At 63.0% G+C, this 13,937-nt stretch carries 15 protein-coding genes and 1 riboswitch; of the genes, 9 read left to right on the forward strand and 6 right to left on the reverse strand.

Annotated features, from left to right (window positions below):
- Positions 1–11: 11 nt before the first annotated feature.
- From H292_RS0123020 to H292_RS0123045, 6 genes are all read right to left on the reverse strand, one after another.
- On the reverse strand, positions 12–824 hold the full coding sequence (locus H292_RS0123020; RefSeq protein WP_020112946.1) for a hypothetical protein: 813 nt from the start codon (positions 822–824) through the stop codon (positions 12–14).
- Positions 824–2,050, reverse strand: a complete 1,227-nt coding sequence (locus H292_RS0123025) for a CaiB/BaiF CoA transferase family protein (protein WP_020112947.1) — start codon at positions 2,048–2,050, stop codon at positions 824–826. The genes H292_RS0123020 and H292_RS0123025 overlap by 1 nt, the downstream gene beginning before the upstream one ends.
- Positions 2,051–2,081: 31 nt before the next feature.
- On the reverse strand, positions 2,082–3,440 hold the full coding sequence (locus H292_RS0123030; RefSeq protein ID WP_020112948.1) for an MFS transporter: 1,359 nt from the start codon (positions 3,438–3,440) through the stop codon (positions 2,082–2,084).
- 23 nt (positions 3,441–3,463) lie between these two features.
- On the reverse strand, positions 3,464–4,429 hold the full coding sequence (locus H292_RS0123035; protein ID WP_020112949.1) for a hydroxymethylglutaryl-CoA lyase: 966 nt from the start codon (positions 4,427–4,429) through the stop codon (positions 3,464–3,466).
- A complete protein-coding gene (locus H292_RS0123040; protein WP_027499022.1) occupies positions 4,426–5,706 on the reverse strand; it encodes a hydroxymethylglutaryl-CoA reductase, degradative in 1,281 nt (426 codons plus the stop codon). Before H292_RS0123040 ends, H292_RS0123035 begins: the two co-directional genes overlap by 4 nt.
- A gap of 120 nt (positions 5,707–5,826) precedes the next feature.
- Positions 5,827–7,728 carry a helix-turn-helix domain-containing protein gene (locus tag H292_RS0123045; protein WP_020112951.1) on the reverse strand — a complete coding sequence of 634 codons (1,902 nt, stop codon included), beginning with the start codon at positions 7,726–7,728 and terminating at the stop codon, positions 5,827–5,829.
- Between the two features lie 92 nt (positions 7,729–7,820).
- Here H292_RS0123045 and H292_RS0123050 point away from each other — a divergent pair, with 92 nt between their 5' ends.
- From H292_RS0123050 to H292_RS27740, 9 genes are all read left to right on the forward strand, one after another.
- The gene (locus H292_RS0123050; RefSeq protein ID WP_020112952.1) at positions 7,821–8,222 is read left to right on the forward strand and encodes a DUF6153 family protein; all 402 of its coding nucleotides are present in this window, start codon (positions 7,821–7,823) and stop codon (positions 8,220–8,222) included.
- 74 nt (positions 8,223–8,296) lie between these two features.
- Positions 8,297–8,899 (forward strand): DUF305 domain-containing protein, encoded by a 603-nt coding sequence (locus H292_RS0123055; RefSeq protein WP_020112953.1) that lies wholly within the window; start codon positions 8,297–8,299, stop codon positions 8,897–8,899.
- A 280-nt stretch (positions 8,900–9,179) separates the two neighbouring features.
- A riboswitch (SAM riboswitch) is annotated at positions 9,180–9,300 on the forward strand.
- A 29-nt stretch (positions 9,301–9,329) separates the two neighbouring features.
- Positions 9,330–9,770, forward strand: a complete 441-nt coding sequence (locus H292_RS0123065) for a hypothetical protein (protein ID WP_020112955.1) — start codon at positions 9,330–9,332, stop codon at positions 9,768–9,770.
- A gap of 80 nt (positions 9,771–9,850) precedes the next feature.
- Entirely contained in the window at positions 9,851–10,372 is a 522-nt protein-coding gene (locus tag H292_RS27965) for a DUF3558 family protein (RefSeq protein ID WP_231383906.1), read from the forward strand.
- An 8-nt stretch (positions 10,373–10,380) separates the two neighbouring features.
- On the forward strand, positions 10,381–10,758 hold the full coding sequence (locus H292_RS0123075) for a hypothetical protein (RefSeq protein ID WP_020112957.1): 378 nt from the start codon (positions 10,381–10,383) through the stop codon (positions 10,756–10,758).
- 378 nt (positions 10,759–11,136) lie between these two features.
- Positions 11,137–11,580: a DUF3558 family protein gene (locus tag H292_RS27970; RefSeq protein WP_231383907.1), complete on the forward strand. Its 444-nt coding sequence runs from the start codon at positions 11,137–11,139 to the stop codon at positions 11,578–11,580.
- A 9-nt stretch (positions 11,581–11,589) separates the two neighbouring features.
- On the forward strand, positions 11,590–11,970 hold the full coding sequence (locus tag H292_RS0123085; RefSeq protein ID WP_027499024.1) for a hypothetical protein: 381 nt from the start codon (positions 11,590–11,592) through the stop codon (positions 11,968–11,970).
- A gap of 142 nt (positions 11,971–12,112) precedes the next feature.
- Entirely contained in the window at positions 12,113–12,946 is an 834-nt protein-coding gene (locus H292_RS0123090; protein ID WP_020112960.1) for a MerR family transcriptional regulator, read from the forward strand.
- Complete coding sequence (locus tag H292_RS27740; protein WP_231383908.1) at positions 12,943–13,794, forward strand: hypothetical protein; 852 nt, start codon at positions 12,943–12,945, stop codon at positions 13,792–13,794. The genes H292_RS0123090 and H292_RS27740 overlap by 4 nt, the downstream gene beginning before the upstream one ends.
- Positions 13,795–13,937: the final 143 nt, after the last annotated feature.

Here is a 13,937-nt window from a genome sequence, read left to right on the forward strand (position 1 = left end):
GGAGATGCCCACTAACGCGCGGTCACCAATCCCCGGGCCAGGACACCGCTCTGGGCGTCCACGACCAGAACCTCGCTACCCGACTCGGTTTCACGCCCGACCAATCGAACCTCTGCATCCACGAAGACCGGTGCCTGCATCTGGACCGAGAACCTCTCGACCTTGATCCCCGGCTGCGATCGAACAGCGTAGTCGAGCAACAACATCCGCACCAAAGGTCCGTGGACCAGGAGGTCGTGCAGACCCTCGACACCGCGAGCCCAGTCCCGGTCGTAGTGCACGAGATGTGTGTTGAACGTCAGTGCCGAGAACCGGAACAGCTGGCGGGAATCGAGCGTCAAGGACTCCGTCCACGCCCACTCCGCATCGGGTGCTGGTGCCGGCGGCTTCGCGACAGCACCGGGCTTCGCAGCCTCGAGGAACACGTCGTGCCAGACGCTCGAGATCGCAAGCTCACCGGCGACGAGGTAGCTTCTCTCGACATCGGCGAACACCAGCCGCCCGCCTCGCCCCTCCTTCTCGACGACTGCGCCGGCCTGAACTCGCTGCTCGACGACGTCGTCGTACGCCAGCGATCGATGAAAGACAGTGTCTTCACCGGCGTACATCCGTCGCGGCAGGTCGATGACAGGTAGGACGCCGTCGTCGGCGGGGGAGCCATCGGGGCGGAGATCGGCGAGAGCGGAGTCGAACGGAAAGTAGATTCCCTCCCAGCCCGGAGGGAGCTCACCCGTCGGCTTCGGTTCTGCGGCGAGAGGCGCGAAGGTGCCGCGATAGGCGGCCGCGGGCGCGATTCGCAGGGACTCGGTTCGGACCACCGCCATCAGACGACCCCACCCGCACGCAACTCGGAAATCCTCTCGTCCGAGTACCCCGCCATACCCGCGAGGACCTGATCGGTGTGCTCACCGAGCGAATTGGCCCGACGGGCCGGATCGGCAGGCGTCGCGCCGAGTTTGATGGGCTGCCCGAACATGCGCAGCGTTCCGAACTTGCCGTAATCCGCCTCGACGATCATGTCCCGCTCGGCGGTGCCCGGATCCTCCACCACCTCACCGATGTTCTTGATCGCGGTCAGCGGAATGACGGCACCGGCAAGATCTTCCAGTTCGGAGCGCTTGCGCCCGTCGAACCAACTGATGATCAACGGCTTGACGCGACGCTCGTAGACCTCGGGGTCGAAACGTTTACGCATGGTGTCGATCTCGGGATCCGTCGCGGCCTCCGGCGTGCCGAACAGCTTGCAACTCGCGTTCCACAATCTGTCGGTGTAACCGCCGAAGAACACCTGGCCATCGGCGCAGGGGTACAGCTCGTACGGACGCACCCACGCATGCTTGTTGCCCGACGGCACGGCGGTCTTGCCGTCCACGGTGTAATCGACGACGGCAGTTTCCGTCATCGCGAAGATGCTGTCCACCTGTGCGACGTCGACGAGCTGGCCCTGGCCTGTGCGCTCGGCGTGCCGAAGTGCGGTGAGTGCACCGATCACGCCGAACATGGTGGCGGAGAGATCACCGATCGTGACCCCGACGCGCACCGGTTCCTCGCCGAGCTGACCGTTCATCGACCACATACCGCCTGCAGCCTGGGCGGTGTTGTCGAACGCAGGATAGGAACTGCGCGTACCGGTTTGGCCGTAACCGGAGATCGCCAGGTAGACCAGCCGCGGGTTGATCTCGGCCAGAGTGTCGTAGTCGATGCCCAGCTTCTTGGTGGTACCCGGCCGGAAGTTCTCGATCAGCACGTCGGCCTTCGCGACCAGGTCCTTCAGTACCGCCTTGCCCTCGTCAGCGCCGAGATTCAGCGTCAAGCCCAGCTTGCCGCGGTTGTACTGGGCGTAGTACGCAGAGAATTCGTCGTCCTCGGTCTTCATGTAGGGCGGGAACCCGCGGGCCACGTCGGGACCCGTCGGATTCTCGATCTTGACGACCGTCGCACCGAAGTCTGCGAACATCTGCGCTGCGTAGGCACCGGCGAGAACGTGCGAGAGATCGAGCACCACCACGCCGGACAGTGATCCTGCGTTGCCTACCTGAGGGAAAGTCATAGAGCTACTCTTTCTATATCGGTACTACAGATCAAGCGACGGTCTCGACGTCGGCCACCATGATGGGATCCAGTGTGTCGTCCTGCACCTTCGACGGCAAAGTTTCGGGGAGGAAGGCGATTCCGACGAGACCGATGATGCTCAGGCCCATCAGGTAGGCGGCCACGAGCCAGGGGCTTCCGCTCGACGCAGCGACGAGTGCGGTGGCGACGAGAGGCGCCGTGCCGCCGACTGCAGCCGCGGGGATCTCACGGGAGATGGCGATGCCACTCCACCGGGCGTTCGTCGGAAAGATCTCGGCGAGCAGTGCAGCGGAAACGCCGATGGTGGCGCCCTGAATGACGGCGAGGCCGAGGACCAAGCCGACACCGACGAGCAGGATGTTCTCGGTGCCGTACAGCCAGAAGAGCGGGAACGCGAGCACGATGCCGAACACTGCCGCACCGAGAAGCACCGGCTTGCGGCCGATGCGGTCGGCGAGCTTACCGAAGTACAGGGTCGTCGGGATGGTGAGGAGCTCGGCGATGATCAGCGCGACCAGAGCCGCTGTGGGATCGACGGTCAGTGTGCCGGTGACGTAGGAGACCGAGAAGGTCTGCACGATGTAGACCCACGGCAAGGTGAACGTGAACAGCGCCATACCGCAGATGAGGATGCGCCAGTGATTCTTCACGGCACCGGAGAGCGGCGAGTTCTGCACTGCGCCGTCCTTGGCGGCTTCCTCGAATGCGGCTGTCTCGCTGACCCGCAGCCGGAAGTACAGTGCGAACGCGACGATCACTGCGCTCGCGACGAACGGGATTCGCCAGCCCCAGGCGAGGAATTGCTCGTCCGGCAGCAATGTCAGTAGTGCGAACGTGGTGGTAGCCAGAGCCATTCCGAGATAGACCGACGCACCCGGGAAGCCCGCAGTGTAGGCGCGGCGCTGAGGATCGGAGGATTCGCTGGCCATCGTCATGGCACCGGCGAATTCCGCACCGGCTCCTGCGCCCTGGAAGATGCGGAGCACGATCAGCAGAATCGGTGCCCAGATGCCGATCGAATCGGCGGTGGGTAGCAGACCGATGAACGTCGTCGCGATACCCATCATCATCAGTGTGACCAGCAATGTCATCTTGCGTCCGACGCGATCGCCGTAGTGCGCGAAGATCAGACCACCGATGGGCCGAGCTCCGAACCCGACCGCGAACGCCGCGAAGGCACCGAGCATTCCGGCGAAACTGCCCGCGCCGGGGAAGAACAGCGGTGCGAACACCAGAGCCGATGCGAGGCCGTAAAGAGTGAAGTCGTACCACTCGATGATGGTGCCGACCGAGCTGCCGATGACGGCGTGACGACGTTCCTTCTTGGTCTTGGTGTCGACCTCGGGGAGGTTCGGTGTGTTGGACATGTTGCTTCCTTCGGGGGCTGAGATCAGCGGGTGGGGGAGAGTGCGTGATCGGCGCGCGCTGCGGACAACGCTCGCACGACGGAAGAGTCACTGGGCCGCCCCATCGTGGCGGCAAGCCAGTCGGAAACTTCGGCAAGTGCATGTAGATCGATGCCGGTCTCGATGCCGAGGCCGTCGAGCATCCAGAGCAGGTCCTCGGTGGCGAGGTTGCCGGTAGCGCCCTTGGCGTAGGGGCACCGGCCGAGGCCCCCGGCCGACGAGTCGAACTCGGTGACACCGGCCGTCAGCGACGCGTAGACGTTGGCGAGGGCTTGACCGTAGGTGTCGTGCAGATGCATCGCCACTCGGTCTACGGAGATACCCCGTGCAAGAACAGCATTCAGGACTGCATGGACGTGGCCGGGTGTCGCGACACCGATGGTGTCACCGAGTGACAGCGTCCCGACGCCCATCTGAATCAGGCTTTCCGCGATATCGGCGACGCGTTCGACGGCGACGGCGCCTTCCCACGGATCACCGAAACACATCGAGATGTAACCGCGCGTCGCGGCACCACCTGCAGTAGCACCCTTGACGACGGTGGCGGCCGACGACAAGGCGTCGGCGACAGTTGTTCCGAGGTTCTTGGCCGCGAAAGTTTCGGTGGCGCTGACGAAGACGGCGATCTCGGTTGCACCGGCGGACAGAGCGCGATCGAGGCCGCGTGCGTTGGGCGCCAGCACGATCTGCCGGATCGACGACGGTAATTCCAGACTCGCCATCAATTCCTCGGCGTCGGCGAGTTGCGGCACCCAGCGCGGGGAGACGAAGCTCGTCAGCTCGAGGTTGGTGATCCCTGCCGCGACGAGTCGACGACAGAACTCGGCCTTCGTTGCCGTCGGGACCATCGTCGTCTCGGCTTGGAGACCGTCACGTGGGCCGACTTCGTAGACGCGGACCGAGTTCGGCAGTGCCGGGTCGCGGTGCACGTCGGGACGGGGGAGGCTCATACCAAGCTGCCGTTTCGGAGCTCGCCCAGCACCTTCTCGGCGTGCTCGACGCGGATCGAGCGGTCTCCGATGAGCCGCTGGACGACGTTGTCCAGCTCGGCGGCGGTCGCCCCCGCGGTGACGGCAATGGTGCGGGCGTGAAGCCGCATGTGGCCCTGCTGGATTCCCTCGGCCGACAATGCGCGGCACGCGCCGAGGTTCTGAGCCAGCCCTACCGCGACGATGACTTCGGCCAACTCGGTCGCAGACGTGACGCCCAGGATCTCGATCGAGGTCCTGGCCACCGGATGCGCTTTCGTCGCGCCGCCGACGAGGCCGACCGCCATGGGAACCTCCAGCGTTCCGGACAGGTGCCCGTCGGCTGTCTTCTCGAAGTGGGACAGGGCGGTGTAGCGGCCGTCGGCACCGACCGCGTGGGAGTGGCAGCCCGCCTCGACGGCGCGGGTGTCGTTGCCCGTCGCGAGTACGACGGCGCTGATGCCGTTCATGATGCCTTTGTTGTGTGTTGCTGCTCGGTAGGGATCCGCCTCGGCGAAGGCCGACGCATGAACGATATTGTCCACGACCTCCTCGCCGCCCAGTAGGTCGCGGTCGAAGACTGCGCGAGCCCGCACGATGCGCTGGTCGGCCTTGTTGGTCAGGATGCGCAGCAGTGGCCTACCGCCCGCAATGGTGGCCACGCGTGGTGCAATCGCCTCGGCCATCGTGTTGACGGCGTTGGCGCCCATGGCATCTCGAACGTCGACGACGATGTGCACGACGACGTGCACTCCGGTACGGGTGGGCAGGACACGGACGGTGAGATCGCGAGCACCACCGCCGAACTTCACCAGCGTCGGATCCTGAGCGTTGGACAGTTCGAGGATCTCCTCGCGCGCTTCGAGGATGCGCAGACGAGCTGCCTCGGGGTCCTGCACGTCGAGCAACTGAATCTGCGCCTGCATGACCGGCCCGGTGTGGGAGACGAAGAATCCACCGTGCGGACGGGTCATGCGGGAGGCATTGCTGGCGGCCGCGACGACGGACGGCTCCTCGGTGGCCATCGGAACGAGGTATTCACTGTCGTTCACCATGACGTTCGTGGCGATGCCGACGGGGATGCCGAGGACACCGACGACGTTCTCGACCATGTGATCGGCCTGCTCGACCGACAGGCCTGCTGCAGGATCCAGCGGCTCGAGCGCGGTCTTCGGCAAGTCGGTGCGCTCGGCGACGACGCGACGACGCTCCAGCGGCGACAAGTCCTTGAAACCTGGAATTCGGCTGCTGACGGGCACTTCATCCTCCACGCGTTCGTCTCTGATGTATCGAACTCGAACGCTACGGGGCATGGTGTGACGTGCGATATGTGTCATTGACCCATCGATCCGGACCATCAGTGTGCTGAAAGCACACAGCTATCGCAGGCGCGCGGCTCTCAGGGCGTCCAGCCGGACTGCAGTGGAAATACGGAACAGCGCTTCGTCGTCCCGCCAGCCGTCGCCCAACAGCAGACGGAGTCGCTCCAGTCTCTGCAGGATCGTGTTCGTGTGATAGCTCAACGCACGAGCGGTCTTGGTCGGACTCGACTCGTTGCGCACGAATGCGCGCAGCGTCGCGACGAGGTCCGTCCCGTGTTCGGCGTCGTAGGTGATCACCGACCCGATCGTGTGGTCGATGAACGAGTGCACGGCCTCCGGATCCGACCCGAACATCACCATGTAGGGGTGGAACGACTCGGTTGTGACGACACCGTCGTCGATGCCGAGTGCGTCGAGCAGTCGAGCAGTTCGGTGTGCGACGTCGAATCTGTCCGACAGGACATCGACCGACGGTGCGGGCGGGGGCACGATGACACGCACATCCGGCACACCGCCGCTGAGGAGGATGCGTCGCACCTCGGTCGCGCTGGCGATGCGGTCGGAACTGTGGATCACCGCGACCAGTACATCCGAGTACTCGCTGACCAATCCGTTCCGAAAGTGCTGGGCAACGAGTGACGTTGCGGTACTACGCGATCGAGACGTGGTGATGACGAGAACCGTGTCCAGGGTGGAGGAGTCGACGCCATGAGCGCGAGCACGACGGTCGAGATCGCGGCGACGTTCGGGCGACGGGTCCAGAACGTCGGCGATGATCTCGTGTCGAACACGTTGGTCGGCGTCGGCGACGGCGTTCTGCTGCAGGGTGAGCAAAGCCGCCACCTGGGCGGCGCGTTCGATGGTGCGGTCGTCGACAGGACCGAGTTCCAGCTCACCCGGGCTGAGTAGGACCGCGCCGAAATACAACTCGCCGGCCGTGACCGCAGCGACGACCTGGATGTCCGACGACGTACTGTCGACGTAGGAGCAATGACCGGTCGCGCGGCTCTGTTCCACCGCCCGGTGGGCGGCGCTTCCCATGCTGACGATGGCCGAGATGTGCGCTGACTCCTCCGACGACGCCAAAATGCGCAGATCGGCATCGACGATGGTGACGTAGCGTCCCAGCGCCCGCGCCAATGTGGTTGCCACTTGGCTGAATCCGCCGCCGACGAGCACAGCCTGCACCAATTCTTGATGCACGGTGTTGGAACGGTCGCGCACGGCGACGTGCTCGGTCAACGTGCGAAGTGCAGTGCGGGCCTCCTCTTCCGACGCTCGAAGCTGCGCCAGCGTGTTCGCGGTCTGCAGCACGATCGACGCGTGGTCGGCCAGCGCGGACAGCATCGCGATCTGCTCCGGCGCGAAGACATGTTCCTGACGTGTAGCGGAGAACAACACGCCGAGAACACGGCCGTCGGAGAGCATCGGCACGCCGAGGATCGACACGATGCCTTCGCCGTGAACGGCGTCGTCGATGTCGGTGTCGTGCGTACCCTCGTCGTACTCGCTGTAACGCTGAACCCATTGCGCGCTGCGCGAATCGGCGATCCGGCTGGCGAGCCCCATGCCGGCCGGAACTCTGAGGCGTCGAAACTGAGGGGTGACGGATCCGATCGTCTTGCGAACGTGGAGGTCCCGAGTGCCCGAGTCGAACTCGGACAGGTACGTGACGTCGCTACCCATCATGTCGTGCGCACGCGAGACCAGGCGTTCGAGCAGTCCGTCGATGTCGCGCACCTCTGCCAAGTCGCGGGCGCTGGCGAACAGGGTGCCCAGCTCGTGCTCTCGCCGGCGAAGCCGACTGACCTCCTCTCGCATCGCACGGGAGCGCAGCAGTGCTGAAGCTCGGGTTGCGGCATCGACACCGAGCTCGGCGAGGCGCGCGTCGAGCTCGGTGTCACCGATGTCGTCGGTCAGCGCTTCGACAACCTTCGCGGAGTTGTCGGCAGGTGTCATGGGTTCGAGACTAACCAGCTGCCGATCCGTGGGGAGCACCACGAGACCAGCGACGCTACCCCCTGGGGGTATATGTTGCTATCGTCGATGGCATGCAGTCAGTCGGCATCCGTGGACGGGGCGCAGCCTCGACTGGACTTCTGATTGCCCTGGTGGTGTTCGGGGTGCTGCTGATGCATTCTGTGACGCCGGTTCTGTCGGCGTCTGGATCGATGATCGGCGATCATGGCTCGATGGTGGCGTCGGACGCCGTCGACGGCTCGGTTCCTGTCGCATTCGGCGAGCATGACTGCCCGTCGGCGCATCAGATGATGCACCCCTGCATGGGCACCACGGTGTCGTGGTCTGCGCTGACCGACCCGGCGACGAGCGGTGAGATCGACCTGTCGCCGATATCGACCGAGTGGCGCCACATGCGCGTCGACTCGACTCAGGAGCGAGCTCCACCGTGGACATTGTGGGAGTTGGACAAATCGGTGACCTTGCGAGTGTGACAGGGAGCCCGGTCGACGAGCGTCTACCGGCGGATCTGATTCCCTGTTCTACTCACTCTTGCAAGGAGTTTCACATGCATACCAAGATTGCCGCCTCGATCGCCGCTGCCACCGTCGGCGCGTTCCTGCTGAGCGGCTGTAGTGACACCTCGACCGATTCGTCGATGGACGGGCAGTCGACGGAGATGACGTCGTCGAGTGCGTCGGCTCAGTTCAACGATGCCGACGTGATGTTCGCGCGGATGATGTACCCACACCACGAACAGGCAGTCGAGATGGCGGAGATGGTGCAAGGCCGTAGCGACAACCCGGACGTGCAGGCGTTGGCGTCGGCGATCGCTGCCGCGCAGCAGCCCGAGATGGACCAGCTGACGAGCTGGCTGGCCGAGTGGGGTCAGCCCGCACCCTCGGGGGACATGGGCACCATGGGCGGGATGGATCACGGCTCGGGCATGGGCATGATGACCCAACAGGACATGGATACGTTGGCCGGCCTGACGGGTGCGGAGTTCGATCGGCAGTGGTCGACGATGATGATCGCTCACCACACCGGTGCGATCGAGATGGCGCAAGCTGAGATCGCGAACGGATCCAACCAGGACGCGCAGCAGATGGCCCGCACGATCGTCGACACGCAGCAGCAAGAAATCGACACCATGCAGCAACTGCTGGGCTGATCTGAAGTTCTGTCCAACGAAGGGCCGCATCCTCATTCACCTCTACGGGGATGCGGCCCTTCGCTGCGTGTCACACGGCAGGGAGGAACCGTTCGGGCGTGGCTCGAGTCATGCATCGTCGCGCAAGGTCGGTTCGTACTCCTGTTGCGGAACGGTGTTCTCCTTCTGTTGTAGGTCGACGTCGCACATGACCGGTTCGAGACGGTTCATTCAGCGCACGCGTCGGACGACGAGGTAGTGCTGGTCGGTCGACGACCAAGGCGAGTATCGTCGGATGCAGGTTCAAGAGTGGCAGTCACGCGGTACCTGGCCGACTGTCCGGCAACCCCGTCTCCATCGACAGGGGTGCCCCAGGGGAAGAACCGGCTCGACCGACGACAGTCGGCGAGCAAGTCGATGGAGGTACCGAACCTCCGGGACGAGGTGAATCATGTCTGATCCATACGGACTTGCTGAGGCACAAGCGAAGTGGAACCCGATCCCGCCGGAACGCAGGCGACGGTGGTGCCGAACCCTGCTCGACTACCCGCCGATCTGGTATGGGACCTTCGCGATGATCGCGACGAGGCAACACATCCTCGACGGTGGCTACACCAACATCGACGCGTGGATCGATCTTGCCAAGAGGGCGGAAGCTGTTGGCTTCACTCCCGAGACGTGGCTGATCTTTCGGCAAAGTCTTCAGCGTGAGTATCTAATCGAGGACTTCCCGTCCCACCCGGCGAACCGGCCGAAACGGCTCGGCAACGGCGGGATCGAGTCCCTCGTCGTCGACCCGGAGGATTTCGCCGACTGGCCATGGATGTACGAGGCAGGGTATCGAGCATCCGAGTCGACAGTCAGATCCCTCGCACGACCGGCCGACCTGTAGGTCACCGCACTGCGGTCAAGTGGAACCGTTTCGATGGTCGATGCGTCTAACCTGTTGATCGACGTGATCGAGGGGGTCGGGTGCGTAGACGGATAGCGGCGCTGGTGGCTTTGTTGGCTCTCCTTGCCGGATGCGGTGGGGGTGTCGAGGGCAGTCCCGTGGCTGCTGAGCGTTGGGATCCGTGCAGCATCGAACAGACGGCAGTCGCGGCAACGGGCTTGGATCCTGAGTACCGCGAAGAAGGGTGGGGCAGGGGGATCGAAGTCCCGGACTGGGGTAGATGTGTATTCCGGGCGCCAGGTGGCGCCGACTCGCCCTACGGATTGAGCGTGCTGTCTTCGACGGACCACACGATCGCTGAGGCTCGGGCAAAATCGACCAACTTGGATGGCCGCGATCTGTTCATCGGTGGGCGCGACGCCTACATGTTCAGGACTGAGTTCGGTGACGCGATCCGTGACTGCCAGATCGCTGTCGAGGTGCCGCGAGGAGTGGTGGTCTTCAACGCGCTGTACAACAAAGCAGACGGAGTAGACGCGTGTGCAGTGGTAGCAATGCACGTCGATGATTTGGAGTCCGCGGTTCCTGCCGCACCCAATTAGGGGGACAGATGAGTAATGGTGAGCCAATCACCTACTGGAAGGCACTTGCAGTCGCGGCCGACAGAAGCGAATTGTTTCTGAATGAAGAGGCGGCACAGGCGTGCTTTGAGTCCTGCAACGAATACATCGAGAGATTGAGGGCCCATCAGACCGCTGCGCGAAACCTACAGTTCGTTACCGGCTGGGGTGACTTCGATATGGGCCTTCAACTGCAGGACATTTTTGCCAAAAAGGCTGTGGGTGGGGAGAACAACATGGTCGACGTGTTGCAGAGTCATATCGACGTCGTCGAAGAAATGAAGGTTGTCTTCAACAAGTTCTTCACTTCGACCCATGACGTCGACAAGGCAAATGCCGCAGGAATTGAGGTCGAAGGGCCGAGATAGCGGCAGTTGGCGCGGACGCGCAGAGATGATCGTGGCCTAACGCTCGTACTCCGATTTCTCGCACAGGATGCAACGTGAGCGAGTAGCGACAGGGTGTGCGAGAGACGATCTGTGTCGACCTACCGGCATTGCCTTCTCCATCGACTGGGGTGCCCCAAGGGCAGAACCGGCTCGTCAACGGTCGTCGGCGAAGTAATCGATGAGAGAGAACCCCCGGCCGACCTGTTGGTGGAGCCTGACTGGAACCATTTCGATGGTTGTTGCGTCTAACCTGGTGATCGACGTGATCGAGGGGGTCGGGTGCGTAGACGGATAGCGGCGCTGGTGGCTTTGGTTACGCTGCTTGGCGGATGTGGTGGGGGTGTCGAGGGCAGTCCCGTGGCGGCTGAGCGTTGGGATCCTTGCAGCATCACGCCAGAAGCAATCGCTGCAACGGGCTTGGATCCGGAGTATCGCGATGAGGGGTGGGGCAAGGGGATCGAGGTTCCGGATTGGTCTAGTTGTACTTTTCACGCATTAGGAGGGGTCAACTCGCCATATGGGTTGAGCGTGCTGTCTTCGACGGACCATACGATCGCTGAGGCTCGGGCAAAATCGACCAACTTGGATGGCCGCGATCTGTTCATCGGCGGGCGCGACGCCTACATGTTCAGGACTGAGTTCGGTGACGCGATCCGAGATTGCCAGATTGCCATCGAGGTGCCCCGCGGGGTAGTTGTCTTCAACGCTCTGTACAACAAGGACGACGGGGTGGATGCATGCGAAGTCGTCCTGCAGCACGTCAACGATTTGGAGTCTGCGGTTCCGGCCGCAGCAAAATAGGGGGTCATCGTGAGTGGTTCTGGCGAACCGACAACGTACTGGCAGGCACTTGCGGTCGCGGCCGATCAAGGGCATTTGTTTCTGAACGAAGAAGCGGCACAGCAATGTCACACGGCCTGCGACACATACATTCAGAGGTTGAGAATCCACCAGGAGAGAGCACGTGTGCTAAGCAACGTCAGCGGCTGGGGTGACTTCGATATGGGCCTTCAACTGCAGGACATTTTTGCCAAAAAGGCTGTGGGTGGGGAGAACAACATGGTCGACGTGTTGCAGAGTCATATCGACGTCGTCGAAGAAATGAAGGTTGTCTTCAACAAGTTCTTCACTTCGACCCATGACGTCGACAAGGCAAATGCCGCAGGAATTGAGGTCGAAGGGCCGAGATAGCGGCAGTTGGCGCGGACGCGCAGCTGGTCTCAACCGGTCAACGCGTCGGCTCGGTTGAAACTACGTGAGCTCCGGTGGGCGTTGTGGTGTGTGGGCTCAGGGTAGGGCGGCAGAATTCAGGCATTGACCTTGACGCTAGGTCATGGTTGAGACTGAAGGCATGCAGATAGGGCAACTCGCTACCGCGGCCGACACCACACCGAGAACGGTGCGTCACTACCACCGCCTCGGTCTCCTCGCCGAGCCTCAACGGCGCGGGAACGGCTACCGCGAGTACACGATGAACGATGTCGTTCGGCTCATGCGCATTCGCTGGCTCGCGACCAACGGCGTCCCGCTCGGATCGGTTGCCGCGGTTCTCGCGCGCGACGCCTCTGACATCGAGGGTGCTGACGACACAATCGCTGATCTACGCGCACTCGTCGCAGCACTCGAGGCCGAACGCGCCAAACTGACACAGCGGCTGATCAAGCTCTCCTCGATGGTCGACGACGTCGAGAGCGGTCGGCCGCTCTCCGCGCTCCCTCCGAAGGTCGCCGGACTGTTGGCCGGCGCTCTCGAATCCGCCCCGACGCCTGCGGTCCGCACAGCGCTCGAGCGAGAGCGTGACTTGCTCGAGGTACTCGCCATCTCGGGTAAGGCACCGCAGGAATTTCTGTCGTTCTACGCGGCGTCGATCGCCGACGACGAGCAGCGTTCCCGGTACGCCGAACTTCTGTCCGAATGGTCGAGTCTGGAGGGGAAGTCACTGAATTCGGCGGAACCGATGATCGAACGTTTGTCGCGTACGTTGATGGCCTGGTTCGAGGAGGCAGATCCATTCTCAAGCAGAGAATTCGACACCACACAGTCGGGTGAAACAGGCATGCCGATCCCACTCGACGCGATCATCCCCGACCCGGCTCAACGCGAGGTGGTCTCCCGAGTCCAACGTGCGCTCGTGAGCAAGTCAAGCTCTGTAAAGGGCGCCTCATGAAGGTATTAGCCTCGAAGAGTTTCCACCGATCCATGCAAGCGCTTGCAGCAACTGTCTTGGCTGTCGATGCGATCCTCCTGGCGACCGGAGTCCTCGGGCCAGGGCAGGCCGTGCTGTTGTTCGCCACCGTCGAACTTCCCTTGGCCATTATCGTGATGCTCGGTCTGATGACGACCTACCGGGCCCGCCGTCGCGACGGGGAGGATGCAAGAGCGGCGGTGGTCGCTACGGCCGAGAACTCGTCATTCTGGCCGATGATTCTGGCGGAGGTTCGCGCCTACACGTCTCTGTGGTTGTGGATCAGGGGCCGCGTAGCTGACGTCGAGCCGGGTGCGCTGGTGTTCCGGTCGAACCGCGGGACCATGACGCTACCGGCTGCCTTCGGCGTGGTCACCGTCGTAGAGATCTGTGTGCTTCATGTCGTTCTTCCATGGATGTGGCTGCGTATCGCACTCGCGGTGCTGTCAGTGTGGTCCTTGTTCGCGGTGTTCGGCTATCTAGCAATCCACCGAGTCCGTCCGCACTATTTGACCGACACTCATTTCGTTGTGCGGCAATCCGGTTCGACTATCGCCGCGATCGAGCGTTGCTCCATCGCGTCCGCAGCCCTGTCGCGGCGGTTCTGCGAAACCACCCCCATTGCCACAGAGAGCCGATTGCATCTTCCCAACGTCGACGGTACGAACGTCGATATTGTGCTTGCCCAATCGATTTCAGTTCGGTTACCAGCCTTGCTCCCAAAGCATCGCAAGGCCTCGTCCATCAGACGTATCAGCATGTATGTCGACGACCCCGCTGCACTGGTGACCGAACTACACCGAGGTGCAGCACCGTTTGCACGTCGCTGACAACGCGACACCCCGGAGCGGTCCTCTCCGCATTCGTCTGCGATGAAGGTTTCGAACTCGCCAGCCTTGCCTCGGCGACTTGGCCGGGTAATGCGCCGACCGGTTGAGACCATGCAGCGAAAGCGCGGCTCCGCGTCGGCTGA

Source organism: Rhodococcus sp. 114MFTsu3.1, from assembly GCF_000383555.1.
GTDB classification, from domain to species: Bacteria; Actinomycetota; Actinomycetes; order Mycobacteriales; family Mycobacteriaceae; genus Rhodococcoides; species Rhodococcoides fascians_E.